This window comes from Paenibacillus glacialis (assembly GCF_001637205.1).
In the GTDB taxonomy this organism is placed as follows: Bacteria; Bacillota; Bacilli; order Paenibacillales; family Paenibacillaceae; genus Paenibacillus_AQ; species Paenibacillus_AQ glacialis.
In genome coordinates, this window is sequence record NZ_LVJH01000074.1 from 32,353 (window position 1) to 55,971 (window position 23,619).

At 40.2% G+C, this 23,619-nt stretch carries 26 protein-coding genes and 1 other RNA gene; 8 read left to right on the plus strand and 19 right to left on the minus strand.

Annotated elements, in window-relative coordinates; all coding sequences use genetic code 11:
* Positions 1-45: 45 nt before the first annotated feature.
* The 6 genes from PGLA_RS25480 to PGLA_RS25505 all read right to left on the minus strand — a co-directional run bounded on the left by PGLA_RS25480 (position 46) and on the right by PGLA_RS25505 (position 5,047).
* The gene (locus PGLA_RS25480; protein WP_068538018.1) at positions 46-426 is read right to left on the minus strand and encodes a hypothetical protein; all 381 of its coding nucleotides are present in this window, start codon (positions 424-426) and stop codon (positions 46-48) included.
* A 442-nt stretch (positions 427-868) separates the two neighbouring features.
* Complete coding sequence (locus PGLA_RS25485) at positions 869-1,669, minus strand: Cof-type HAD-IIB family hydrolase (RefSeq protein WP_068538181.1); 801 nt, start codon at positions 1,667-1,669, stop codon at positions 869-871.
* A 47-nt stretch (positions 1,670-1,716) separates the two neighbouring features.
* On the minus strand, positions 1,717-2,466 hold the full coding sequence (locus tag PGLA_RS25490; RefSeq protein ID WP_068538182.1) for a pseudouridine synthase: 750 nt from the start codon (positions 2,464-2,466) through the stop codon (positions 1,717-1,719).
* Between the two features lie 178 nt (positions 2,467-2,644).
* Positions 2,645-3,115, minus strand: coding sequence for a DUF309 domain-containing protein (locus tag PGLA_RS25495; protein ID WP_068538019.1), 471 nt, complete (start codon positions 3,113-3,115; stop codon positions 2,645-2,647).
* Positions 3,105-3,917 carry a GTP diphosphokinase gene (yjbM, locus tag PGLA_RS25500; RefSeq protein WP_068538183.1) on the minus strand — a complete coding sequence of 271 codons (813 nt, stop codon included), beginning with the start codon at positions 3,915-3,917 and terminating at the stop codon, positions 3,105-3,107. Before yjbM ends, PGLA_RS25495 begins: the two co-directional genes overlap by 11 nt.
* 35 nt (positions 3,918-3,952) lie before the next feature.
* Positions 3,953-5,047 carry a quinone-dependent dihydroorotate dehydrogenase gene (locus PGLA_RS25505; RefSeq protein WP_068538184.1) on the minus strand — a complete coding sequence of 365 codons (1,095 nt, stop codon included), beginning with the start codon at positions 5,045-5,047 and terminating at the stop codon, positions 3,953-3,955.
* A gap of 186 nt (positions 5,048-5,233) precedes the next feature.
* Here PGLA_RS25505 and PGLA_RS29510 point away from each other — a divergent pair, with 186 nt between their 5' ends.
* Positions 5,234-5,368 (plus strand): hypothetical protein, encoded by a 135-nt coding sequence (locus tag PGLA_RS29510; RefSeq protein ID WP_281197474.1) that lies wholly within the window; start codon positions 5,234-5,236, stop codon positions 5,366-5,368.
* Here PGLA_RS29510 and PGLA_RS25510 read toward each other — a convergent pair.
* From PGLA_RS25510 to PGLA_RS25520, 3 genes are all read right to left on the minus strand, one after another.
* A complete protein-coding gene (locus tag PGLA_RS25510; RefSeq protein WP_068538020.1) occupies positions 5,365-6,759 on the minus strand; it encodes a L,D-transpeptidase in 1,395 nt (464 codons plus the stop codon). The two genes, PGLA_RS29510 and PGLA_RS25510, sit on opposite strands and share 4 nt — an antisense overlap.
* A 121-nt stretch (positions 6,760-6,880) precedes the next feature.
* On the minus strand, positions 6,881-7,123 hold the full coding sequence (locus tag PGLA_RS25515) for a ferredoxin (protein ID WP_068538021.1): 243 nt from the start codon (positions 7,121-7,123) through the stop codon (positions 6,881-6,883).
* Between the two features lie 127 nt (positions 7,124-7,250).
* Positions 7,251-8,543: a DNA polymerase IV gene (locus PGLA_RS25520; protein ID WP_068538022.1), complete on the minus strand. Its 1,293-nt coding sequence runs from the start codon at positions 8,541-8,543 to the stop codon at positions 7,251-7,253.
* A gap of 182 nt (positions 8,544-8,725) precedes the next feature.
* Here PGLA_RS25520 and cimA point away from each other — a divergent pair, with 182 nt between their 5' ends.
* Positions 8,726-10,345, plus strand: a complete 1,620-nt coding sequence (gene cimA / locus PGLA_RS25525) for a citramalate synthase (RefSeq protein WP_068538023.1) — start codon at positions 8,726-8,728, stop codon at positions 10,343-10,345.
* A gap of 59 nt (positions 10,346-10,404) precedes the next feature.
* Here cimA and PGLA_RS25530 read toward each other — a convergent pair whose 3' ends face one another.
* Positions 10,405-10,956, minus strand: a complete 552-nt coding sequence (locus PGLA_RS25530; RefSeq protein WP_068538024.1) for a TlpA family protein disulfide reductase — start codon at positions 10,954-10,956, stop codon at positions 10,405-10,407.
* A gap of 139 nt (positions 10,957-11,095) precedes the next feature.
* Between PGLA_RS25530 and PGLA_RS25535 the strand changes: the two genes are divergently transcribed.
* A complete protein-coding gene (locus PGLA_RS25535; RefSeq protein WP_068538025.1) occupies positions 11,096-11,572 on the plus strand; it encodes a M67 family metallopeptidase in 477 nt (158 codons plus the stop codon).
* On the opposite strand, the gene PGLA_RS25540 is transcribed toward PGLA_RS25535, so the two are convergent.
* From PGLA_RS25540 to PGLA_RS25550, 3 genes are all read right to left on the minus strand, one after another.
* The gene (locus tag PGLA_RS25540; protein WP_068538026.1) at positions 11,558-12,295 is read right to left on the minus strand and encodes an exonuclease domain-containing protein; all 738 of its coding nucleotides are present in this window, start codon (positions 12,293-12,295) and stop codon (positions 11,558-11,560) included. The two genes, PGLA_RS25535 and PGLA_RS25540, sit on opposite strands and share 15 nt — an antisense overlap.
* Positions 12,292-13,371: a DUF294 nucleotidyltransferase-like domain-containing protein gene (locus PGLA_RS25545; protein ID WP_068538185.1), complete on the minus strand. Its 1,080-nt coding sequence runs from the start codon at positions 13,369-13,371 to the stop codon at positions 12,292-12,294. Before PGLA_RS25545 ends, PGLA_RS25540 begins: the two co-directional genes overlap by 4 nt.
* 67 nt (positions 13,372-13,438) lie before the next feature.
* A complete protein-coding gene (locus tag PGLA_RS25550; protein ID WP_068538027.1) occupies positions 13,439-14,851 on the minus strand; it encodes an ammonium transporter in 1,413 nt (470 codons plus the stop codon).
* 289 nt (positions 14,852-15,140) lie between these two features.
* On the opposite strand from PGLA_RS25550, the gene PGLA_RS25555 reads away from it, so the two are divergent.
* A complete protein-coding gene (locus PGLA_RS25555) occupies positions 15,141-15,572 on the plus strand; it encodes a MerR family transcriptional regulator (RefSeq protein WP_068538186.1) in 432 nt (143 codons plus the stop codon).
* Positions 15,573-15,619: 47 nt separating this feature from the next.
* A complete protein-coding gene (locus tag PGLA_RS25560; RefSeq protein WP_068538028.1) occupies positions 15,620-16,300 on the plus strand; it encodes a zinc metallopeptidase in 681 nt (226 codons plus the stop codon).
* A 56-nt stretch (positions 16,301-16,356) separates the two neighbouring features.
* Here PGLA_RS25560 and gltC read toward each other — a convergent pair whose 3' ends face one another.
* Entirely contained in the window at positions 16,357-17,277 is a 921-nt protein-coding gene (gene gltC / locus PGLA_RS25565; RefSeq protein WP_068538029.1) for a glutamate biosynthesis transcriptional regulator GltC, read from the minus strand.
* Between the two features lie 44 nt (positions 17,278-17,321).
* Complete coding sequence (locus PGLA_RS25570; RefSeq protein WP_068538030.1) at positions 17,322-17,927, minus strand: rhomboid family intramembrane serine protease; 606 nt, start codon at positions 17,925-17,927, stop codon at positions 17,322-17,324.
* Between the two features lie 117 nt (positions 17,928-18,044).
* Between PGLA_RS25570 and tpx the strand changes: the two genes are divergently transcribed.
* A complete protein-coding gene (gene tpx, locus PGLA_RS25575) occupies positions 18,045-18,563 on the plus strand; it encodes a thiol peroxidase (RefSeq protein ID WP_068538031.1) in 519 nt (172 codons plus the stop codon).
* A gap of 69 nt (positions 18,564-18,632) precedes the next feature.
* Here tpx and PGLA_RS25580 read toward each other — a convergent pair whose 3' ends face one another.
* The 4 genes from PGLA_RS25580 to cshA all read right to left on the minus strand — a co-directional run bounded on the left by PGLA_RS25580 (position 18,633) and on the right by cshA (position 22,015).
* A complete protein-coding gene (locus PGLA_RS25580; protein ID WP_068538032.1) occupies positions 18,633-19,025 on the minus strand; it encodes a DUF1499 domain-containing protein in 393 nt (130 codons plus the stop codon).
* Between the two features lie 175 nt (positions 19,026-19,200).
* Positions 19,201-19,391, minus strand: a non-coding RNA gene (gene ssrS / locus PGLA_RS25585) — 6S RNA.
* A gap of 86 nt (positions 19,392-19,477) precedes the next feature.
* Positions 19,478-20,254 carry a YesL family protein gene (locus PGLA_RS25590; protein WP_068538033.1) on the minus strand — a complete coding sequence of 259 codons (777 nt, stop codon included), beginning with the start codon at positions 20,252-20,254 and terminating at the stop codon, positions 19,478-19,480.
* Positions 20,255-20,410: 156 nt separating this feature from the next.
* Complete coding sequence (gene cshA / locus PGLA_RS25595) at positions 20,411-22,015, minus strand: degradosome RNA helicase CshA (RefSeq protein ID WP_068538034.1); 1,605 nt, start codon at positions 22,013-22,015, stop codon at positions 20,411-20,413.
* A 354-nt stretch (positions 22,016-22,369) separates the two neighbouring features.
* On the opposite strand from cshA, the gene PGLA_RS25600 reads away from it, so the two are divergent.
* Positions 22,370-23,191 (plus strand): YitT family protein, encoded by an 822-nt coding sequence (locus PGLA_RS25600; RefSeq protein WP_068538035.1) that lies wholly within the window; start codon positions 22,370-22,372, stop codon positions 23,189-23,191.
* A 179-nt stretch (positions 23,192-23,370) separates the two neighbouring features.
* Positions 23,371-23,559 carry a hypothetical protein gene (locus PGLA_RS25605; RefSeq protein ID WP_211269631.1) on the plus strand — a complete coding sequence of 63 codons (189 nt, stop codon included), beginning with the start codon at positions 23,371-23,373 and terminating at the stop codon, positions 23,557-23,559.
* Positions 23,560-23,619 lie beyond the last annotated feature (60 nt).

The window sequence follows — 23,619 nt, forward strand, 5'->3', positions numbered from 1 at the left end:
CATAATTAAAAGGCTATTGAAAATTACTCCAATAGCCTTTTTCTATTATGAAATTAATAAATCAATTAATGATGTAACGCTTATAAAAATTATAATAATTAAATAAGCATAAAATAAAAAAATAGCAATTTTTTTTCCTACTACAGAAAATTTATGATTAGGATAACTTTTAGATAACATGTAAGATAAGACAATCAATCCTATTCCTAATAAACTTTTTATACTTGAAAATGCTTGAAAAAGTGCTTCTAGTTGAGACAGTGATTTTGTTTGGATGGTACAAACATATAAGCCTGAAATAGAGATAACGGATGATAAACTACCCACTCCCCATGTTTGTTTAGCCTTTTCACCACTGTCTGACAAGTTCCCAACATCTACGTTAGAATCGTTAACAATCGGCTTAGCCCCACTATTACTAACCATTTATCCAACTCCTAAGATTGATGTTATTTTACTATGCTAGTTACACCTTGTTAATTCTCATTAGATGTGACAATTAAACTCCGTCATGTCGACATTCTCGTAATCAGCTAAATGAATTATCAGGAGGGACTTCTGCGTTTCCCTTTACACATTGTTCCATATATTTCCTAACTAATTTATTATTGTTTACTTTTAAAAAAAGGTCAATATAAATAAGCGCGTGACCTTGTCCGATTGTTGCTGATTAATTTACCGGTGAAATCTCCAGTTAAATAGTTATAAGAGCCCCTCAAACCCTGATTTCAAACATATCCAGAAAATAGTTCACGCAAAATAAGACTACCCCAGCCCGCTTGTTTACGGAGATAAGGTAGTCTTACTTTATTGTTACATGTCCCTCAGTGCACTTTGGCAGTTCTGCCCGAGGATTACAATTTCTCTATTATGAAAGGCAATATTTAAGCAGCGCAACATGTACTCCGTCTTCATTATTTGTTAGCGTTATTTCATCAGCAGCTGCTTTAACTTCTATTGGAGAATTATCCATAGCAATACCTTTACCTGCATAGGTAAGCATCGTAATGTCGTTATGATAATTTCCTATAGCTAGAATTTCTTCTTGCTGAATTCCTCGCTTTATTGCAAACTGTTTCAACGCATTTCCTTTCGATGCTTCTTGATCCATGAGATCAATGAAATATTCTCCGCTACGAAGCATATTAAGTTCAGAGTTCCACGTGCCAAATTCCTTATACGCCTCATCTAATTGTGCTGGTTCACCGAACATCGTAAATTTAACGATAGGATCCTTTAAGTCAGACCATTCTGGCAAATTAAAAGGTAAAGTCAAAAAGTTCTCATACATATTACGAACCTCTACCTTCAGATTCTCCACACTTTCAACGAACATTTCAAACGCTGTATTTACATCAAAATGAATATCCTTCTCCCTGCAATACTCAATATAAGGGGTTAACAACAGCGGATCCATAGAGAATTGATGAATAATTTCTCTTGTCTCAACTTTTGCAGTAGCTGCGCCATTATGGCTGATAACATATCCCATCAACCCCATTTTTTCCATAAAGGGAATTGAGTTTTGCGGACCTCGGCCCGTACATACAATAATCTCTGCCCCTTGCTTAGATACTGCCTTTACAGTCTCCATCGTCTGTTCACTGATGTCATGATCATCATTCAAAAGTGTCCCGTCTAGATCCAGTGCAATTAGTTTGTATTTCATTTCTCCATCCATCCTTTTCTATCTCTATATTTATCTACATTTATCTATTATGATTCCTTAACTAACAAGGATAACTCCTCTGGGGTCAATTCTCGATATGTCCCAATTTCTAGCGTAGGATCAAGATGGAGTTGTCCCATCTGAACTCGTTTGAGATAGATCACCTTTTTGCCTACTGCTTCAAACATCCGCTTCACCTGATGAAACTTACCTTCATGAATCGTAAGTGAAATCTTTGAAATTACCCGATCTCCATGTTCTTGGCTTAGCACTACCAACTCGCCTGGCAACGTCTTGTACCCGTCATCAAGTGTAACTCCAGCAACAAACTGCTTAACATCATCCAGCCCAACATCCCCATCCACAAATGCTTCATACGTCTTGGGTACATGTCTTCGTGGAGACAACAGGCTATGTGCAAGCTTCCCATCATTCGTTAGCAACAGTAAGCCCTCTGTGTCTTTATCTAATCTTCCCACAGGAAAGAGTTCAAACACGGCATGCGTAGGATCTATTAGATCTAGTACAGTAGCTTCCCGCTTGTCCTCCGTAGCAGACACGACTCCAGGAGGCTTGTGCAACATAAGATAGATAAACTCCTTATATTCAATTCTCTCACCATTTAGCTCAATAGTATCGTTGTAGGGATCCACGTGCAACCCTCTATCTTTCACAATGATCCCATTTACCTTAATACAGCCCTGCTTCACCATGATTTTGATATCATTTCGTGAACCATGGCCTAGATGGGCCAAAATTCTATCAATTCTTTGCGTCGTGCGTCTTCCACCACTCATCGTGATGCCCACCTCCCTCATATCTATGTCTCCTCGTCTAACCGTTCTCTTATCAAAAGACGAATTCAGACAAGATTAATTTCAAACCATAACTTCCATATTACGTCAGCAACCCGCTATGAAATCCATAGCGGGTTGTTTCATACAATATACCACAGGCAACAATGTCCACTAACGGTTATTTATCAACATGTGTCTGTCTATTCCGTGGACGATCCGGCGGCTCCGGTCCTCGACGCTGCGGAATATTAGGTATAATTGTTCTTTCGACTCGTTCTACCGCAAGTTGCAATTCTGGATCAACGATAATAATGGTTAGGTCGTAATAAGGAAACGGAGACTCCTCATATTCCTCTAATGCCTTGGCATAATGGCGGACCTGACTTACTAATGAACCCATCTCGATACCAAGTGTGAGCGATGGGTACTTCTCCAATTGATCAGCAGCACTATGCAACATCTTCCTGCCACCTATTATATTGTTATTACGGAAATGATACAGCCCTACAGCAACCTGAAGAAGACCTTTATATAGTGGATCACGATTATTATGAAGCCACAGCTCTTCTAGTACCTCATGACATTCGAAGTAGTCTTGGTCTCGATTGAAATAAATGAGATACGAGAGATATAATTCCTCATATTTCATCAGGGTTCTGACCCTTTTTTGTTAAAGCAATCAGTTGCTTCACCTCATCCAATAACAACTTCATCTCATCCATCTCATGTCTTCGCCAGATGTCATTGAATCGGTCTTGGAACCCAATAGCTTCATTAACCAGATGGTAAAAATACAACTGGTGGATAAGTGAAAGAACCTGTGTTGTAACATTGGAATCTTCCTCAAATTGCATCTGCGCTTCCAATATATCTTCACGGATACTCGACATCTCATTATCCAGTATAGATGCCGCCTCCCCTGCCTTCGTCAATCGTTTGCGAATATTATCAGGTAAGCTCTCTCGGTATTTATAACTAAGGGAATGTTCAATGGTAGCCCAGAAGTTCATCGCTAATGTACGAATTTGAATTTCGGCTAGAACAATTTTCTGTCCAAGAGCGGTTTGTACTGGATATTCAATAATCATATGAAAGCTACGATAACCACTTTCCTTATAATTCGTAATATAATCTTTTTCATACAATACTTTCAGATCTTTGCGATTACGAATATATTCAGCTACTCGCCGTATATCTTCAACGAATTGGCACATGATCCTAATTCCCGCAATATCCTCAATCCCACTCTCAAGTTGGTCCATGGGAACATTAAGGCGCTTTGCCTTATTGAGAATGCTAGATATTTTCTTGACTCTACCTGTTACAAACTCAATGGGAGCATATTCTTCACGCTTCTTCAATTCAGAACGCATCGTTTTAAACTTAACTTTAAGTTCCTCTACTGACTGTTCATATGGGAGCAAAAACATGCTCCAATCCCTGTTGTCTATCCCCATATTCTACCGAGCCTCCTGTCTGTTCACCTTCAGTTATGATCTACACCTACCGCTTCTGATATATGATTGAATCCATCCTGCTGTAGGCATTTTCTTAACTCTGCATGTATTTTCCGATTCACATCCGGCCCTTCGTAAATAAGGGCTGTATAGATTTCAACCAGACTCGCCCCTGCCTTAATTTTCTCATAGGCATCCTTACCAGTAAAAATTCCCCCTGAACCGATAATCGGTAGGCGGCCACGACTCTGTTTATAAATGCGAGATATAATTTCTGTAGATCGATTGCGTAGCGGTATGCCACTCAGTCCTCCACTTTCCTTGGCGTTGGGATGATTCAATCCTTCACGAGATAAGGTTGTATTCGTCGCAATGACTCCTGATACGCCACTTGATTCAAGAACATCTATCATAGACTCAAGTTCTATATCACTCACATCTGGAGCAATTTTTACCAATATATGCTTAGAAGCATCATGCTTAATGGACTGTTCCTTCATTTCTTCCATGATAAAGCCAAGAAGAGAAGATAGTTCACTACCATATTGCAGATTACGCAAGTCCGGTGTATTCGGTGAACTAATGTTTACAACAAAAAAATCACCATAAGGGTATAAGGTACGAATACATTTCTGATAATCCATATAAGCTTCTTCGTTTGGCGTAACTTTATTCTTCCCAATATTAATGGCCACGGGAATTCGTCGACTTTGACTTGCAGAAAGCCTCCTAGCCATAGCTTCCGCACCTTCATTATTGAAGCCCATTCGATTGATGAGTGCTTCATCTGATGGAAGTCTGAACAGACGTGGTTGATCATTCCCAGGTTGTCCCTTAGGTGTGACCGTTCCTACTTCCATAAATCCAAACCCAATCGATGAGAACCCATCTACAGCTGCCGCGTTCTTATCTAAGCCTGCTGCAAGGCCAACTGGCGTAGGGAAATGCAATCCGAACAAATCAACAGCCAAATCTGAAGTTTCTTCTACGCCCCATATACTATGCAATGCTTTAGCTGCACCTGGTATGGACCCCGCAGTATGTAATCCTCCAACGACTAGATGATGCGCCTTCTCTGCATCTATTTTAAATAATAACGGCTTAGCAATATTTCTGTATAGCACAGGTTTATCTTCAACTCCATCCACATTTTTCTCTATACTTCATTTTAGCCTTTTACGGACTAAAAAGAAAGTAATACAACCCTTTAATGTTCCACAATATCTCCAAAATAGCGCTATAGCAATTTACAAACAAACCTATTACAATTGGGATAGCCACTGAAAATGATAGAGAGAGGGTTGATCTTTATGACAGCCAAACGCAAACCACCGACACGCCATCAAAACAAACAGGAAGTAAACAAGAAAGCGGTTTTATGGGTTGGTCTCAGTGTATCTCTGATCATCGTAGTTATGATCGTCTTACTTATTGTTAACAATTAAAGCCAGCGGTAAGTTTTATGGGGGTTAGTCTGATCTTGTCTATTCTGTGTTTGATAACGTTCAGTTGGAATTAGCAAGTCAAGCGGCAAGCCCCCCTTACCAATCCGCACTTTCGTACCCATAGGGATAAGATCGAATAACTCCTCTACATCTTCCTTCAACATACGAACACAACCATTCGACTCATCCCTGCCAATACTTTCAGGTTCATCCGTTCCATGAATGGCATACCTACTATCGGATAACTGCATCCCACGGCTACCAAACTCTCCATTAGCACTCCCATTCGGGTTTACTACTTTGTCCGAAATGACAAATTCATCCTCAGGGGTCTTAGCTCCACCCAATCCCACTTTATAATTACGTAACATAATATTCCCACTAACGACAGCTAAGCGATGATTTTTTGTATCAACAATCACTTCTATAGGTTCTTTGAAATAGACATCCGCTTCTGAGGCTTGTGTAGATGATGGCGGTTCATTCCCTTTCTTCTGCTCCATATCTAAAGAATCTTTCCCTGTTGCCTTGCCAGCATAAGCTGCTCTTAACTCACCGAAATGGCTCTTCATAATCTCTGTATTTCCAGAGAGCACATTACGTGGGAATGGTTGTACCAGTTCACTAAGATTTACTGGCGCTCTACCCTCTTGTTGCGTGAAAGTTTGGATAGCTCTTGAGAGAACTAATAGATCTTCCTGCTCCTTAATCCATGCATAAGCAGAAGATTTAACCTTCGGATCTTCAGTAGGTTTACAATCACATTCATTCGGATTATAGGATTTATAAGTCACTGTCGAATCTTCATTTTTCTTAAGCGTAAAGGCAATCGGCATCATGCGTTTCCATAACAACCATTTGTCTTGTCGCTCCATCCCTAGTACAACCATGTTCACTGGTAGTGATCCCGGATGGGACAGCATATTAGATAACGTACGCGCTCTCTCCTCAGATGAGCCAGCAGCTTGGGCAGTAAATAACGGAGTGGTATCATCACCTACTTGTTTGTGAGCCACACCTGTGACTAACTCAGTTTGTTGTTCTTTATCCAGCTCCTTCACTGTAACTGCTGCACGGTCACTTGGGGCATTGATTGTTGGTGTAAAGATTAGAAGCATCATCACTAAGGTCAGTAAAATAACACGAATTTTGTTCAATCGTCTTTCTTTATCACGCGTTAACTGCAACATTCTATATTGGTAATCCACCAAAAGATCATTAGGCACCTTACTCAGTTCGAACGCTTCATATACTTCGCCCGATTGGTTGAAACAGTAATTGGCCTTGCCCTCCTGACCGTTCTTTTCATATTCCTTGCCTAATAAGTACCATCCCATCTTATTGTCAGAATGCAACTCTACATATTTTTTGAGGTATAACAAATCCTTCATTTGGACCTCCAAAAGAAATATTGTTTTATTTCTTATATCGGCAGAAATAGACAAAAAAAATAGACACCGCACACGATAAACCTACCAAGTGTGAAATGTCTATACTTATTAAGAACTTTGATTATCCCTCTTTATTAAAAGGTTCATCTGCAATCTTGATGGAATCTGTTGGGCAGCCATCACTAGCATCATCTAGATCGTCATACAAATCTTCTGGAATTGCTGTATTACCACGATTACAGTCACTCTTATAGATAACCTCAGCTATTCCTTCATCATCATAATCATAAATATCTGGTGCTGTTGCACCACAAGCTCCACATGCAATGCATGTATCTTTCTCAACCCATGTATATTTAGCCATAGTTCTCTCTTCCTCCTATATACCCATTCATTACTGTCGATAAGTAAAAGATCATTAGCCATAATATTAAACCAAAAAAAATGAATTTTCAATTGATTTAAAACATAATTCCAAATCATTTACTCATTTATGACAAATTTTCATCCTCTTTATCCCTGAAATCCATCTGCAATGAAGTCCCTCTGATCTTATGATTCCTAATTAATACAGACGGATCATCACCTAACATGCCAGCTGTCAAAACCGCATTCTCCCCGAACTTATTGCGAAGTAAATCCATGGCCTTAGTTAAAGATTCTTTTTTGGGATGCTGTTCATAATTAAATAGATCTAACTGAATCGCTGAGTCTTCCTTTGGCATAAGTTGTTGCAACGTCACACCCAATAACCGGACAGGCTTATCCCAACTCCAGTGTTCATTATATAATTGGCATGCTTTCGCATAAATATCCTCTGTATTTTCTGTCGGTGCACTGAGTGTATGTGTGCGTGTGATTGTCTTCATATCAGGTGTACGAATCGTAATCTGGATCGCACTCGCAACCATTTGCTTACGGCGAAGCCTGCGAGCCACCTGATCGCTTAGATTTAACAGAACACGGTGCACATCTTCTTTCAAATAAATATCCGAAGGAAGCGTCGTCGTATGTCCGATGGACTTACTCTGTTCACGATTCTCTAACACAGGAGAGTGATCGACCCCATTGGCTGCCTGTTTCATCCACGTACCTAGCACACCAAATGTCTGTTTCAATAGCATTTCTTCACATTTAGCCAACTGCCCTATTGTATAAATATTTAATTTCTTCAGCTTTTCTGCCGTTCTGCCACCAATGCCAAATAATTGATCACACGGCTTATCCCACAAAATCTTTGGTACATCTCGAATACGAAGAACGGTCAACCCATTAGGCTTGAACATATCTGAAGCCATCTTAGCTAGTAATTTATTCGGGGCGATACCCACGGAGCACGGAAGAGACAATTCCATATAAATTCTCTTCTGAATGATCGTGGCAATCTCCTGCGGTGTTCCAAATTGTTTGGAGCCTGTGATGTCTAAATAACATTCATCTATAGACGTTGCTTCCATACAAGGTGTATATTCGTAGGCTATTTTCATAAAAGCATTAGAATATTTACGATACGCAGTGAAGTCTGGTGGTATTACAATCAAATTAGGACATTTCTTTAATGCTTGATTCACAAGCATCCCTGTAGATATACCTAAACGTCTTGCAGCATATGAGCAAGTCACGATAATCCCTTTACGAAGTTCAACACTTCCCGCTACGGCTGTTGGCTTGCCACGATATTTATCGGGTTCTTCCGCTTCATGAACTGAGCAGTAGAAAGCATTCATATCGACATGAAGTATAACCCTGCCTTTCGCTGGATAATATTCATCGATGTTTCTCACGCTAAAACCCCTTCTTCATTATATAAATGAACTCAAGTGTCAGCATAACCCTCGTCTATCTATAGGTCAAGATCAAGACATATTACGAAATATCTAATTCTTTGTTACATTCCAGTGTAGAAGTGATATAATTATGAACTATAAAAATCACGTTAAGTAAGACTTCCAAAGGAGGGCTACCATTGTCTACATCTATTTCTATATTCGATACAACTTTACGAGACGGCACCCAAGGTGAAGGGGTCAGTTTATCAGCGGATGACAAATTAAAAATCGCCAAAAAACTAAATGATCTGGGTGTCCAATATATTGAAGGTGGTATTCCAGGAAGCAATAGTAAAGATATTGAATTCTTCAAAAGAGTTCAAACCCTAGGGCTTAGCTCAAAGATTACAGCATTTGGAAATACACGACGTAAAAATACGGAAGCATCACAAGATCGAAATTTACAATCTATTATTGATTCAGGCGCGCAGGCTGCGACCTTAGTAGGTAAGTCATGGGACTTCCATGTGTATACTGCATTGCAGACAACACTAGATGAGAACTTAGCCATGATATACGATTCCATTTCGTTTCTCAAACAGAATGGACTTGAAGTGGTATTTGACGCTGAACATTTCTTCGACGGCTACAAGAATAACCCGGAATATGCACTTGCAGTTCTTAGTAAAGCAAAAGATGCAGGCGCGGATTGGCTGACGATGTGTGATACGAATGGCGGAACTCTTCCACACGAAATTCACGATATTGTCTCTACGCTAACCTCAAATCTACCTCAAGCTAATCTGAGTATTCATACACATAACGACTGTGAACTTGCTGTAGCCAATACATTAAGCGCTATCCAAGCAGGAGCACGCCAAGTTCAAGGGACGATCAATGGGTATGGAGAACGATGCGGGAATGCTAATCTATGCTCAATCATTCCAACCCTTCAACTGAAGATGGGATATGATTGTATCGAACCCGCATCATTATCTCAACTAGCCAACACCGCTCGTTATGTGAGTGAAATAGCAAACGTCCATATGCCTGTGAATCAACCCTATGTTGGTAGTGCGGCATTTGCTCATAAGGGAGGCATTCATGTCTCCGCAATTCTTAGGGATTCACGTACCTATGAGCATATTGCACCCGAACTTGTAGGTAATAAACAGCGAATTCTTGTTTCTGAGTTAGCAGGTCAGAGCAACATTCTGTCCAAAGCTCAGGAGATGGGCCTAGAATTCGATCCAAGCAATGAGCAATCTGGGAAAGTCATTGATAAGATAAAGGACTTAGAACATCAAGGATATCAATTTGAAGCGGCAGACGCTTCATTAGAACTGATACTACGTGAAGCCAATGGAGAAATTTCTGAATTATTCAGTTTCGAATCGTTCAAGATGCTTGTTGAGAAGAGCGCAGGCAATCCAGTTATTTCTGAAGCCTTTGTTAAATTGAAGATTGACGGCCAAAGCGTATATACCGCAGCTGAAGGGAATGGACCTGTTAACGCACTCGACAATGCGCTTCGGAAGGCTCTTTCTCAATCTTTTCCAATTCTCAAGGAAATGCATCTATCTGACTATAAGGTCCGTGTCTTAGATGAAAAAGATGCAACTGCCGCTAAAGTACGTGTACTTATTGAATCTAAAAATGTGGAGAGTACATGGACTACCGTTGGAGTTTCTGGCAATGTGATTGAAGCCAGTTGGGAAGCATTAGTCGACAGTATTCGATATGCTCTTTTAGGTCAGAGCGCACAGAATGAGAAGGAACTTAATATCAATGGACAACACGGTCTAATAAATCATTAAATGTAAACAACAAAACCTCGATGGCCATAAAGTCTGGCTATCGAGGTTTTGTTGTATCTTTACGATTGAATTAACTTTTTCACTTTCTTCTCTAAATCTTTCTCCGACACCGTTCCAAGAATAATTTCCTGAATAACCCCGTGCTTATCAATCAATACATTCGTTGGAAATACAGCACCTTTATATTGATCAAATATGGTCGCCTCCGGGTCAAGCATGACTGGAAAGTCTATGTGATATTTGTTGACGAATTTCTGGGCATTTTTCTTATTATCATATTTTGTTACATTCACACCATAGATGGTAAGATCATTGTGATACTTATCAGCAATTTTAATTAATTCAGGAGCTTCTTCCTGACAGGGATCGCACCACGAAGCCCAGAAATTCACAAGAATAGCTTTCTCCTGCTTCCCACCTACTTGATACGTCTTCCCATCCAAGCCAGATGCTGTGAATGGAGGAGCTAGCTTACCCGCTTCAGGGCCCGTCTCTGTAGGAAGAGGTTTATCCATTTGAAATACAGCTTGAACCCCTGATCCTGTATTCTGAGAAATAGCTATCACTACCAGAATTAATGTTGCAATTACAATATATAAGTTACGTTTCATCTGTATCGTTTCCTTTACATTTAAGTTGTTATCTATTATTCTACCCTCTTTCTTTAAGAACTTACAATTGAATCATCTTAGTCAAAAAAAAGGACTTCTGCGTGAACGCAGAAGCCAAAGAAGAGAGAGGTACAGATTAATGACCAACCTTCAAGTAAGCGATGAGGAAATGTTATTACATGCTACAGCAGCTCGTGAACTTACAGCGCATACACTTCTTCATCTACCACACGAAGCCTGTGGGGTCTTACTGGGTACTGACGCAGCGGGTAGCATACAGATCGAGCAATTCCATCCCATCCGTAACGTAGCGCCTGACCCGCTGCATGCTTTCATGTTTCACCCTGAGGAATGGGTCAAGTTCTGTTTACAACCTGACAGACTAATAGGAATCGTACATTCCCACCCCCATTCGCAACCCTTCCCATCTCAAGATGATTTAACTAATTTGAATGGCTACGGACAATTATTCGATGCTTATTTGATCTGTTCACCTAATAAGAGTAGAACTTCCATCATCATCCAATCCTATCGCATCGTACATTCTACATCCCTTATCAATCCTGTAATCACAAATCGCTATAGTCTTCAACAAACACAATTAACGATTACTTAAGTGAGTATATAGATCCCCTAGCGTGTCTACCCTACGTTCTGAAATATCACTAAGGAATGATTTCCACAGCTTGGCTGTCATTAACGAATCACCTAATGCATGATGTCGTCCTTTAATAGGAATATCACGATCCAGCAGTAATTCATCAAGACCATATCCTCCACGTTGTGGTTCAAGCCAGCGAGCAATCATCATCGTATCGATCACACGATGTCCTAAATTAACCTTTGATGTTTTCCATAGCGCTGCATTCAAGAACGCTTTGTCGTGAGCGCTACCATGCGCTATTAACACCCTTCCCCCGACAAATGCCATAAAGTCATGTAAACCATTCATGAGCGTAGGAGCTCCATCTGTCATCTCCTGTGTGATACCCGTCAATTCGGTGATACGATCTGGAACAATCTTACGGCAGTTCACCAGTGAATAGAACTGTTCTTCTTCAACTATCTCTTCACCCACCATCCTTACAGCACCGAATGATAATATTTCATCACCATATAGATGGGCAAACCCTGTCGTTTCAAGATCGAATACAACGGTCTCAAGTTTAGTTAAAGGAACACTAAGAACCTCAGGTCTTCGTTGCTCTCTCATTAGCGAACGAATAAATGCCATATGTTGAGCGGTAGGGGCTCCCATGACGGAAGCAATAGCCGACGGCATACCTCCCTGACGAAAGGTGCTCCATAATCCATTGATACCCCGTACCGATTCCTTCATGTCTTTCTCCTTTCCGCAAAACGCAACAACCTCTGCAATGCTCTGTGTGTTCTTCTTACGACACCCAAGCTTTCTCGAAGCTCTAGCATGATCGGTTTCTTCTTAAGCTCTTGTTCAGAGATATAGTTACTGCTGATTAACAATCCATCAGATACTGTAACTGGAGTACTCACCCTAAGTTGTATAGCCATATCGAAGGCTTTTTGACAACTCTCAAGTAACATATTATTACTATCCAAAGAAATTAATTTCTCCAACCTATTCTTCGTTGTCGTTTCTTTCACATCCAGCTGCAACGCCATAAATCTCACAAAATTCACCAATGGTATGTAAACACCATATTTGATATCAAAACCACCTGCATGCTCTCCAAAACGCTCAGTCACAACTTGCCCTAAAAGATTTAATGTTGCCTTATGTCTAACTGTATTACGCAATATTGCATATTGCAGTTCAGGAACTTCTTTAAACCCTCGATAGAACAGGTCTTTGAATGCTTCCGCCAATCTTTGATCTCCGGCAATATGACGCATATCTGCGGCAATTATCAAATAACGAATCGGCTCCCAACCCATATCTCTTTGCCATTCAGATATGGTTGCTCCCCATTCCTTCAAGGACTTTCTCCAGAGCGGTTCTGAGCACATCACCTTCCCCAGACATTTGTCATATCCTAAATACGCCAATTGGTCGCAAAGACGCTTTGTAAATCGTTCAAAGTATTGTTCTTTATGTTCATTAAACAAATCACTTATGATAAGTCCATTATCTTGATCACTCCACAATGTGGATTCCATACGTCCTGCGCTACCGAACACGATAAAGGAATATGGAACAGGAGGCGGACCATAGCCCGCTTCCTTCATTTCCTTCTCACAGATGTCCAAAGCCTTAGTAGTTAATAAATCATGCATGTGGTTAACAAGAGTCATCCACTCTGAGATCGACAGCGTAAGTCGTAATGGTTGCAAGTGAGTCTGACATTCCACACGTCGTTCCTTTAATTGGTTCCAGGAGCTTGCAACTGCAATTCCTGAAAAGTCCATATTACAATCCGCTAAATTCATCGATTTCATGCTGCCCCCTCTCTTGCCGAGCATTCTGGTGTCCACCTCAACCAGAATGTCAGAATCTCATGTCCCCTTAATTAACAGGGGGAGTCGATTTATGAAGACGGGATAAAGCTTCAGCATCCGTAAGTAACTTCATTTGTTCTGGGTATCCATAGGTTCCATGTTCGCTAATATCCAAACCCATCATCTCTTCTTCTTCAGTTACACGAAGTCCCATGGTAACTTTCATAGCACCAAGAATTATGAATGAGATCACCAGTACAAATACGAAGGTACCCGCTACACCCAGAGCTTGAATTCCTAATTGATGTATTCCACCACCATAGAATAATCCCGCTTGACCTACCCCAGTCGTTTCAGCTAATTCAGGTGTTGCAAACAGTCCTGTTGAGAGAGCTCCCCAGACACCCGCAATACCATGAACAGATACAGCATAGATTGGATCATCCAATCCAGCACGTTCTAACCATTGACCAGCCAAGAAAGCGACCGTACCGGCAACCGCACCGATGACAACAGCGGCCCACGGTTCAACGAAGGCACAAGAACCTGTTATAGCAACAAGAGCAGCAAGTACACCATTTAACATACTTGGAATATCTCCTTTTCCAAATACCATCCAAGAGATCGCAAGTGCTGCTAATGCACCACCCGCAGCCGCAATATTCGTTGTAAGTGATACATATCCGAAGAAATCACCTAATCCCGATAGTCCACTACCTGGGTTAAAGCCAAACCAACCAATCCAGAGAATAACAACACCGAGTACAGTATATACTTGATTATGTCCTGGAATAACGTTCGGTTTACCATCTTTATTATACTTTCCTAGACGAGGCTTCAATAAGAAGGTTGCTACAAGCGCTGCTGTTGCACCTGTCAAATGAACTACAGTAGACCCAGCATAATCTTGCATACCTAATTGCCCAAGCCATCCGCCACCCCAAACCCAGTGAGCAACGGCAGGATAGATCACAACCATGAACAATGTTCCAAATATAATGTAAACACTCAGTTTGGCACGTTCTGCCATACCTCCTGAGGCAATTGCTAACGAGATCGCTGCGAATGATAATTGAAATAAGAACTTAACTGTTAATGATACGTCTGAGAAGGCTAGGGAATCAAATGAACTTGCCATGTTCCCTCCACTTAAGAAGAAACCGGTTTGACCAATAATGCCATTACCATTTCCAAATCCTAGACCGAATCCAACAGCCCAGAAAACGATGACGGAAATCCCTAAAGTTAATACCGTCTTACCAGCAACGTGACCCGCATTCTTCATACGAACCGTTCCTGCTTCTAATAAAACAAACCCAGCTTGCATAAAAAATACAAGCATGACAGCTAGAAAGACGAAAACCGAGTTAATACCTGCTTGCAATTGCAAATTTGTAGCACCATCATCTGCAAAAGCACTTAACGGAAAAACCAATAGAGCCAGCATCCCCAAAGCAATCCCTAACATTCTCTTTTTCATCTTCATCACTCCTTTTATGTTATATATTCTTACACTAGTTAAAATGTTAATGTCATTATAAGCAATGAGGTTAACTTTTGACAACATTTTTTCATAAATAACCAAATAACTAACAATTAGAGTCACTAAATATAACATTGGATATCTTTGTAAAAGTAAGACGTTTGACTGTATGGTTATCCTTCGAGTATCATATTTTAAATAGTTAATATTAAGTGATTCATCATTAAATGGATAAGTTGTCTTATTGATTCATATTTATGTAAGTGGGGTGATTCGCATTGGGGATATGACGTTGTACAAAATTGGAGAATTAGCTAAAGTTGCTGGTGTCAGCGAGAGAACGATCGATTATTACACAAAATTGGGATTAATAGTTCCTGAAAGTCGAACAGAGAAAAACTACCGCCTTTATAGCTATGAAACCTCTGCCCGTCTGGTGCGTATTAATCTACTAAAACAAGAGAAGTATACTTTGGAGGAAATAAAGGAAAAGCTAGACAAGTGGAACATGATCACAGAGGAAGCACAAGTTTCAGACAAACTGACCCATCTAGAACTTCATATGTTGCAGTTAGAGAAGGAAGTTAGGGAACTCAGCCCTTTAATTGAACAAATGAAACCAGGGCAGGCTAGACGCATGCTGACGCAATTACTCCCTCAGGGAGCAGCTGTTATAGAAGCATTAAAGATCTTGCTCAATCATGGACCATTAATGTAAATCTTTTCGCACAATTCAAGGTATAACTATTACTAGGAGGTAAGGAAATGAACTCTAATTCCATGTTTATTCTCATCATTATTGCATTCATATTCTCACTATGGGCACAATTTCGCGTTAAGGGCACATTTAAAAAATGGGCTCAAGTAGAAAATCATAATGGACTAACCGGCTATGAAGCTGCTCGACGTATGTTAGACGCAAACGGCCTGCAACACATCCCAATTGAGCCAGTAAGAGGATCACTAACCGATCATTACGATCCTATTCATAAAGTCGTTCGTTTATCGGAACCCGTGTACTACGAAAGTACAATTTCAGCCGTTTCTGTAGCCTGTCATGAGATCGGCCATGCTATTCAACACAAAGAAAACTATCCGATGCTAGTTATGCGACACCGTATGTTCCCAGTTGTTAACTTCGCTTCAGGAGTAGCGCCATTCTTACTCATTGCAGGTATTTTATTTTCTTTCACTAATCTACTCGGCCTAGGAATCATCTTCTTCTCCGCTGCGGTAGCTTTCCAACTCGTAACATTACCAGTTGAATTCAATGCCAGCAGTCGTGCACGTAACATTATGGTGGAGCAAGGCTTCATAACAAATGACGAAGAACGTGGCGTCGCTAAAGTATTGAATGCCGCTGCACTCACGTACGTAGCTGCTGCACTCATCTCCATTCTCGAATTGATTCGTTATGTCATGATGTTCAATAACAGTCGTGATTAATATTTCCGAAACAGTATAAACAAGTATAGCAATACAACGAAAAGAACCCCGATCGGTTAAGTACCGAACGGGGTTTTGTTATTTATGCTCATAAGTTCGAAATAATTAAGTAAAAAATTGCGAAATGCTTGAGCAACTAACGGCAACTTATCATCTGATCTATGAATCAATCCAATCGTTCGCGTGACTCTTGGTTCGGATATTCTAACACGTGCAGGTTGAAGTGGATTACTTTGGAAGAATGCCATTTCAGGTAAAAGACTGACGCCCATCCCCGCTGCGACTAACCCTCGAATTGTATCGGTTTCCTCTCCCTCAAAGGCGATTTGAGGAGTGAACCCCGCTTCAAGACAGGCTTGCCAGACAATCGGGCGTAAGGAATACCCCTTACTAAACAAAATGAATTTATCTGCGCTCAGTTGATCTAACGTAATAGATTCTTCCTGCGCGAGTGCATGATTCGGAGGCAGAATAGCATACATTTCTTCAGTCAGCACCACATCACCTTCTACTTGATCATGCCCCTCCGGAAAAGGAGAGATGAAGGCCAGATCAACTTCAGCAGATACAACATCCCGAATCAGTGAAGGATACATCCCCTGCTTAAACCGGAATTTCACATTCGGGTAGCGCTTTCTAAATTCAGCAACAACCGTTGGAATCAAGTGAATGCCGAGACTATGAGGAAATCCAATTCGAATCTCTCCTCGCTCAGGATCCAGAAATTCATGAACTTCAGCAACCGCTTTGTCTAGATCCTTCATAAGACTCTCTACCCGCTTACAGAACAGATGACCTACCGGTGTTAATTGTAGATTCCTTCCTTTTTGCATAAATAAATCAACGCCTAGTTCCTGTTCCAATTGATGTATCTGCCTACTTACGGCAGACTGGGCTACATGAAGCTCTTCGGCTGCTTGGGTTACATGCTCTTTCTGTGCTACTTTCATGAAATAGTGCAACTGTCTCAGTTCCACGCGGGTGATCGCTCCAATCTAGAATGTATGATCAAATCCTTAATTTATCGTCGCTTACCTATCAACCTAATGATGAGTCCATATACAAAGAATCCACCAATTAAACCACCGAAATGAGCCATCCAATTCACATTTGCCACAATGACTGAGGATATAATCCCAAACACTAGCATAGCATACAACGTCTTACGAGAGGATTCATCTAATAATTTTTGTTGGAATACAGCGATGTATAAGTACGCACCGTATATCCCATAGATCGCGCCTGAAGCCCCTACCGATATAACCATCCTATCCATTTGAATATTATAAGCAGATGATAGTACATTCCCCACAATACCACTCAAGAGGTACAGCAAAGTGTATTTCCATGAACCCATGAGCCGTTCTAGAGGCGGAGCAAATACTAGTAATCCGAAACAATTAAATAATAAATGATCAAATCCACTATGAAGGAACATAGCTGTCACATACCTCCAGCTTTCTCCTTCATTAATCAACGCACCAAATCTATAGAGCGTTTCATTATTTGCAGATCCACCATTAAACATTAATATCAAGAACATGATGATGTTTATTAATAGTAACAATGACGTTACAGGATACAATCTCAAATAACTTTTCCAATTCTCAGTTCGGATAAATATCATAAGAACCTTCCTTTACTCTATACTAACAACATCAGTATTGGTAATGTTATTCCAAAAAGATTATAATTACCATGACAGTCTTTACTAAATCTAAATTATTCAAGGAGGAAAATCACAATGGCACAAGAACGTACTGGTATTGCAACTTTCAAAAGTAACCCTATTACATTGATTGGACCAAAACTGAAAGCAGGTGATTCCGCTCCTGATTTCACTGTTAGCAAAAACTTACTTGAAGACGTATCCTTAAAGGATTACGCTGGTAAAATTAAATTGATCAGTGTCGTCCCTTCCCTAGATACAGGCGTTTGTGATACACAAACACGTCGTTTCAACGAAGAAGCTGATAAGCTAGGCGATGATGTTATCATCCTTACCGTTAGTATGGATCTTCCATTTGCACAAGCACGTTGGTGTGGTGCAGCTGGTGTGGAACGTGTCATTACATTATCTGACCACAAGTCATCCTCTTTCGGAGAAGCCTACGGCGTATTAATTAAGGAATTCCGCCTTGATATGCGCTCGATCTTTGTAATCGACAAAGACGATAAGATCACTTACGTGGAATATCTCAGCGAAATGACTGAACATCCAAACTATGAAAATGCTGTAGCTGCAGTTAAATCCTTACTGTAATTTATGCTTAAAAAAGCGGGAGAAAGAGCTAATCCTTCTCTCGCTTTTTTAAAAAAATAATTCGAATCCTTACTCAAATGATTTATATTTAGCCAACTTCTTATCTAGTGCTGCAAACAAATGAATAATAATTCGATAATTAGCTCCTAGATCACCCAACGAACCTCTTGATGCAGAATATATATCCACTGCACTGCGAACAGGACCGGTCGAAAGAACAGACACTGTAATGTCTACCGTACGCCCAAAGGAAGTCTTCTTCTCAAGAATAATTTCCCCAACCGATGGAACTTCATGTAGAACTTTGTAACCCGGAATTTTTTTCAGCGTGGACGAGACTTCCTCCCATGCTTTGTCTTTCGATAAATTGTAATAGCGCGTTTTCATTTCAGGATCTTTTACTCTGTCTCCCGTTCCTTCTTGACTACGTATGATCCCCACTAGAACTCTCTTTAACGACAAGACCTTTCCCCCTTTAAAATAACCATCAATACATAATAGTTTAACATTGAACTCCTCAGAACAAAAGAGGTTGGCCCATATAATCTCATAGTCTCAACAAAAAAAGCACTCCAGCATCGATGTTATATCGACAGTGGAATGCTTTAACATTACAATCCATTAGATAAGAAAAGAAAAGAATCCCGCTTATGCCGTTCGGTCAAATTGTCTTCTGAACCTGCAGTAGCAGGTGGGTGATCGCAGAAATGCTTTTGAAGTCCCCATGTCATATAGACAGGGCGTTTCAGCTACGCTCCTTATAGATCTCCCTAGACATCATCATTGGTTCAAAATAACGATTAACCGTGTCGAACATCGCAGGATTTGTTACTATTATAATCCTAACGATTAGAAATGTAAACTCAAATGAAGTTATTTAACAACTCCAATTTCTTACAACTAAATTACTATTTCTAATTTTTAGTTGAAGCAGTTTCTTCTAAAGAAGATGAGTCGGCTAATGCTTTCTCTTCTTCTAAAAGTCTTAACCTTTCTGCTTTCTCTTGCATTTTGAGGAATGACCCATAGAAGTTAAAGAACGACCACATCGCCATTAATGTTATGATGAAGAATATAATTAATACAGGATATAGTGACGTTATATACAATAACAGCCCACAACCCGCTACAGTAGCAACCATTTTCATAGGACGAATTAGCGTTAGTAGAATTGCATTTTTTATGATTAAGAATATACTCATATGATAATGGACAACCATAGAGAAGAAATTAAACAAAGAAACAAACAGCATTATAAGTAATACGAGCATCACTCCACCCACAAGTTGTAGGTTATCCATAGTCATATACACCTTATAATCAACAAACATAATTACAAATAATAACGTATAGAAGATCCCACCAATCATGGACTGTTTGTAATTATCCTTATATCCTTTAAAAAAGGTACGAAAAATAGGTACATCTGTATCACCCATAATCCACTTCCGTACAGTAGCAAATAAAGCTGAAATAGCAGGAAACAATGTAAACGGTGCCAAAATACCCATAGCCCAATTTAATAATAATTGATCATTTGCCGTCGCATCTGTTTGATATAACAAAAATTTGAGTAATAACATAAATAGAAATGGCGAAGAACAGATCACCCATAATATGTTACTGTACGCTATTCGCGTAACCCATTCCGTTAATTTATAAAGTCCTCCCATTGCGCCTCTAAATTCCAAGACCTCTCCTCCTCTGTAAACATGCATGTACATAATAATATACCGTATTTGCTGTATACAATGCCAGTCTATAATTTTGATACTATGTAATCCGATACTTTTTACATAAAGAAAAGACGAAGTGTAGATACACTTCGTCTTTTAGTTGTATTGATACTATTCGAAAGAACTGTCAGGACGTTTCGCCGGACGGCTACTGCTACTAGTGCTGCTACTTGGGCGTGGTTTGTTCGTACGTGCTGAAGAATCACGACCAGCTCCGCCATCTTTGTTGTAACTGCTCTTACCTGCGTATCCACCACGACTTCCTCCGCCACTACTATCACGATCACGACGATAGTTGCTACCGCCTGTGCTTGATCCAGAAGTGCTGCCGTTACGTGAACCGTAGCTGCCTGAAGGTTTGCGACCACTGCGAATGTCTGGTTTACGACGTTTAGCACGCATTGGATCTTCTGGTGTCAAATGGATATCACTATCCTTTTTCTCACCTGTCAGCAATTTCATCGCTGCAGTTAACAATTGAACTGAATCATATTGTTCCAACAACTGGATAGCAATTCCCTTGTACTCGTTCAACTCACCCTTTTCCAACGTTTCAAGCAATCTTTCAGCTGTAATACGTTGTTTACCTTCAATAGCCTCAGCCATCGTCGGAAGTGGTTTACGTGTAATACGGTGACGAGTAACACGCTCGATAAAGTGGAAATGATCCATTTCACGTGGAGTTACGAACGACCAAGCCGTACCTTCTTTACCTGCACGACCTGTACGACCAATACGGTGTACATAGCTCTCAGGATCTTGAGGTAGATCGAAGTTGATAACATGTGTTACACCAGAAACATCAAGCCCACGAGCGGCTACATCCGTTGCAACTAGTACATCAATACTTCCATCGCGGAATTTACGCATAACTGCATCACGTTGATTCTGTGACAAATCTCCGTGTAGTCCATCAGCTGAATATCCACGTTTCTGCAAAGCTTCAGACAATTCATCTACACGACGTTTAGTACGTCCAAATACGATGGCAAGATCTGGCGATTCCATGTCAATAAGACGGCTAAGTGCTTCGAATTTTTGACGTTCTGGAACTTCAATGTAAGCTTGATCAATCAGAGGAGCACTTACATGCTTAGGAATAACCGATACATGTTCAGGGTTATTCAAGAACTGATGTGCAAGCTTCTGGATGTTTGCTGGCATCGTTGCGGAGAACAACATAGTCTGACGTTCTTCTGGTACCAACTTCAGAATGGATTGAATATCTTCCATGAAGCCCATATCAAGCATTTCGTCTGCTTCATCTAATACAACTGTTTGAACATCAGTCAAACGGATCGTTTTGCGGTTAATATGATCCAAAAGACGTCCAGGTGTACCAATGATAACCTGAGGTTTGTTTTTAAGGGATCGAATCTGACGGCTAATATCTTGACCACCATAAATAGCCAATGAACGAATTCCTTTGAAACGAGAAAGCTTACCGATTTCTTCTGCTACTTGGATAGCAAGCTCACGAGTCGGGGTCATGATCAAAGCCATAATTCTGTCTTCTTCTTTGCTGATTTTAGAAATCAACGGCAAACCAAATGCTGCTGTTTTACCAGTACCTGTCTGCGCTTGACCGATCAAATCTCTTCCTGACATAGCGATAGGAATAGCTTGGTCTTGAATTGGCGTGGATTCTTCAAATCCTAGCTCCGTAATCGCCTGGAGGATCTTAGGCTCCAAGCCAAATTCTGCAAATGTTTTCAAATATATTCATGCTCCTTCTATATAGTGGACATACCACATTCTTGTCAGTGGACATTCCACATTCTTCTCTGTATTCTTAAGTAGCGGCATACGTGTATAGGGTAGCCATACATGCCGTAAAATATTGCATGAACAAAAGTTCATAGCGTTATCCGGATTTTTTTAAACCATCTAAATGACTATTCGGTTATTATTAAGCCGAAATAATGCAAAAATAATACTATTGTACAACCCTACTCAAGAACATCCAATACATTATATCACAAAACAAATTATATTTACTACTAAGTTACTCTGAATAAAAAAATATTTAGTTACAACAAGAATTACTACAACATTAAAGGTGGGTTTATTTTGTTAAAAGATGTTTGGAATGCATTAGCTGTGATACTCGGCGCCGCTATCATAGCATGTGGCTTTAATTTATTTCTTATTCCACACCAACTGCTGAGTGGCGGTGTTTCTGGTGTATCCTTACTAATTAGTTATTTCAGTGATTTCAGTCTTAGTGCTATGTACTTCATTATCAATATCCCTATTCTTCTTGCTGGTTGGTTCAAATTGGGGAAACGATTCATTAGTCTCAGTATACTCTCTGTCGTTGCAACCACATGGTTTCTAACACTTATTCCAGTTAAACTAATCATAACGGATTTTCTTCTCGCTAGTGTGTTTGGAGGAGTACTCGTTGGAATAGGTAGTGGAATTTCCTTCCGTGTAGGTGGATCTTCAGGAGGATTTGACATCATCGGCTCATTGATTACACGTTATCGTGATTTTCCTGTAGGAAATATTATCGTTGTCATGAATGGCTTGGTTATTCTTGCGGCAGGATACTTAAATAACAATTGGAATATCGCCTTAGCCTCCATGGCTTCAATATACATTACTGGAAGGGTACTAGATCTTATACATATCAGTCACATTAAAGTAACGGTGTACATTGTGACCAATAAGACGGATGACCTGCTTGCTGAACTACTTCAAATTCCACGTGGTGTTACCAAAATCAAAACAGAAGGCGCTTATTCCCATGAGCCCAGAGATATGTTGATGACGGTCACGACACAATATGAGCTAGCAGAACTTAAACGAATCATTAAAAAAACGGACCCCCATGCCTTCGTCAATATTGTGGAAACGGTAGGCATTATGGGATCATTCCGCAGGAGATGATTTTTGATAAACAAAGTGTTATGTCCTCAATTATGTGGTATATTATAGATGCGCTATTTCCGTTACAAAGAGGTTTCCGATTCATCCTTAATGCCCATGCACGAAAGATTTTTCCTATTCGCTACTCAAGAACTTTTGACGGTAAAGAATTTAAAGGAGAAAGGGTGATTTTTGTGGAAATGGAATCGGTAACACTGTCTCAGATTGTTAAGCGCTGGTATCCTGATATGATGCCTTTCTTAAAACAAAAAGAACTTAACTCCCTTATCATGTTACGTGACGGACTAAGTATTCTTGAACCGCAGGACGCCATGGAGATTATCCAAATTAGTATTTGTGAACATCAGAACCTTGCTCATCTTCATTAAAGAGAAGTAAGCTTGATTACCATGCCGTCTCCTCCCCAATTCTGGCGGAATAGACGGCAT

What these genes read in the sequence shown, in the direction of transcription:
- PGLA_RS25480 (WP_068538018.1), bottom strand. Translation starts at nt 426, where the DNA reads ATGGTTAGTAATAGTGGGGCTAAGCCGATTGTTAACGATTCTAACGTA.
- PGLA_RS25485 (WP_068538181.1), bottom strand. Translation starts at nt 1,669, where the DNA reads ATGAAATACAAACTAATTGCACTGGATCTAGACGGGACACTTTTGAAT.
- PGLA_RS25490 (WP_068538182.1), bottom strand. Translation starts at nt 2,466, where the DNA reads ATGAGTGGTGGAAGACGCACGACGCAAAGAATTGATAGAATTTTGGCC.
- PGLA_RS25495 (WP_068538019.1), bottom strand. Translation starts at nt 3,115, where the DNA reads ATGAAATATGAGGAATTATATCTCTCGTATCTCATTTATTTCAATCGA.
- PGLA_RS29510 (WP_281197474.1), top strand. Translation starts at nt 5,234, where the DNA reads ATGACAGCCAAACGCAAACCACCGACACGCCATCAAAACAAACAGGAA.
- PGLA_RS25510 (WP_068538020.1), bottom strand. Translation starts at nt 6,759, where the DNA reads ATGAAGGATTTGTTATACCTCAAAAAATATGTAGAGTTGCATTCTGAC.
- PGLA_RS25515 (WP_068538021.1), bottom strand. Translation starts at nt 7,123, where the DNA reads ATGGCTAAATATACATGGGTTGAGAAAGATACATGCATTGCATGTGGA.
- PGLA_RS25530 (WP_068538024.1), bottom strand. Translation starts at nt 10,956, where the DNA reads ATGAAACGTAACTTATATATTGTAATTGCAACATTAATTCTGGTAGTG.
- PGLA_RS25535 (WP_068538025.1), top strand. Translation starts at nt 11,096, where the DNA reads ATGACCAACCTTCAAGTAAGCGATGAGGAAATGTTATTACATGCTACA.
- PGLA_RS25540 (WP_068538026.1), bottom strand. Translation starts at nt 12,295, where the DNA reads ATGAAGGAATCGGTACGGGGTATCAATGGATTATGGAGCACCTTTCGT.
- PGLA_RS25545 (WP_068538185.1), bottom strand. Translation starts at nt 13,371, where the DNA reads ATGAAATCGATGAATTTAGCGGATTGTAATATGGACTTTTCAGGAATT.
- PGLA_RS25550 (WP_068538027.1), bottom strand. Translation starts at nt 14,851, where the DNA reads ATGAAAAAGAGAATGTTAGGGATTGCTTTGGGGATGCTGGCTCTATTG.
- PGLA_RS25555 (WP_068538186.1), top strand. Translation starts at nt 15,141, where the DNA reads ATGACGTTGTACAAAATTGGAGAATTAGCTAAAGTTGCTGGTGTCAGC.
- PGLA_RS25560 (WP_068538028.1), top strand. Translation starts at nt 15,620, where the DNA reads ATGAACTCTAATTCCATGTTTATTCTCATCATTATTGCATTCATATTC.
- PGLA_RS25570 (WP_068538030.1), bottom strand. Translation starts at nt 17,927, where the DNA reads ATGATATTTATCCGAACTGAGAATTGGAAAAGTTATTTGAGATTGTAT.
- tpx (WP_068538031.1), top strand. Translation starts at nt 18,045, where the DNA reads ATGGCACAAGAACGTACTGGTATTGCAACTTTCAAAAGTAACCCTATT.
- PGLA_RS25605 (WP_211269631.1), top strand. Translation starts at nt 23,371, where the DNA reads ATGGAATCGGTAACACTGTCTCAGATTGTTAAGCGCTGGTATCCTGAT.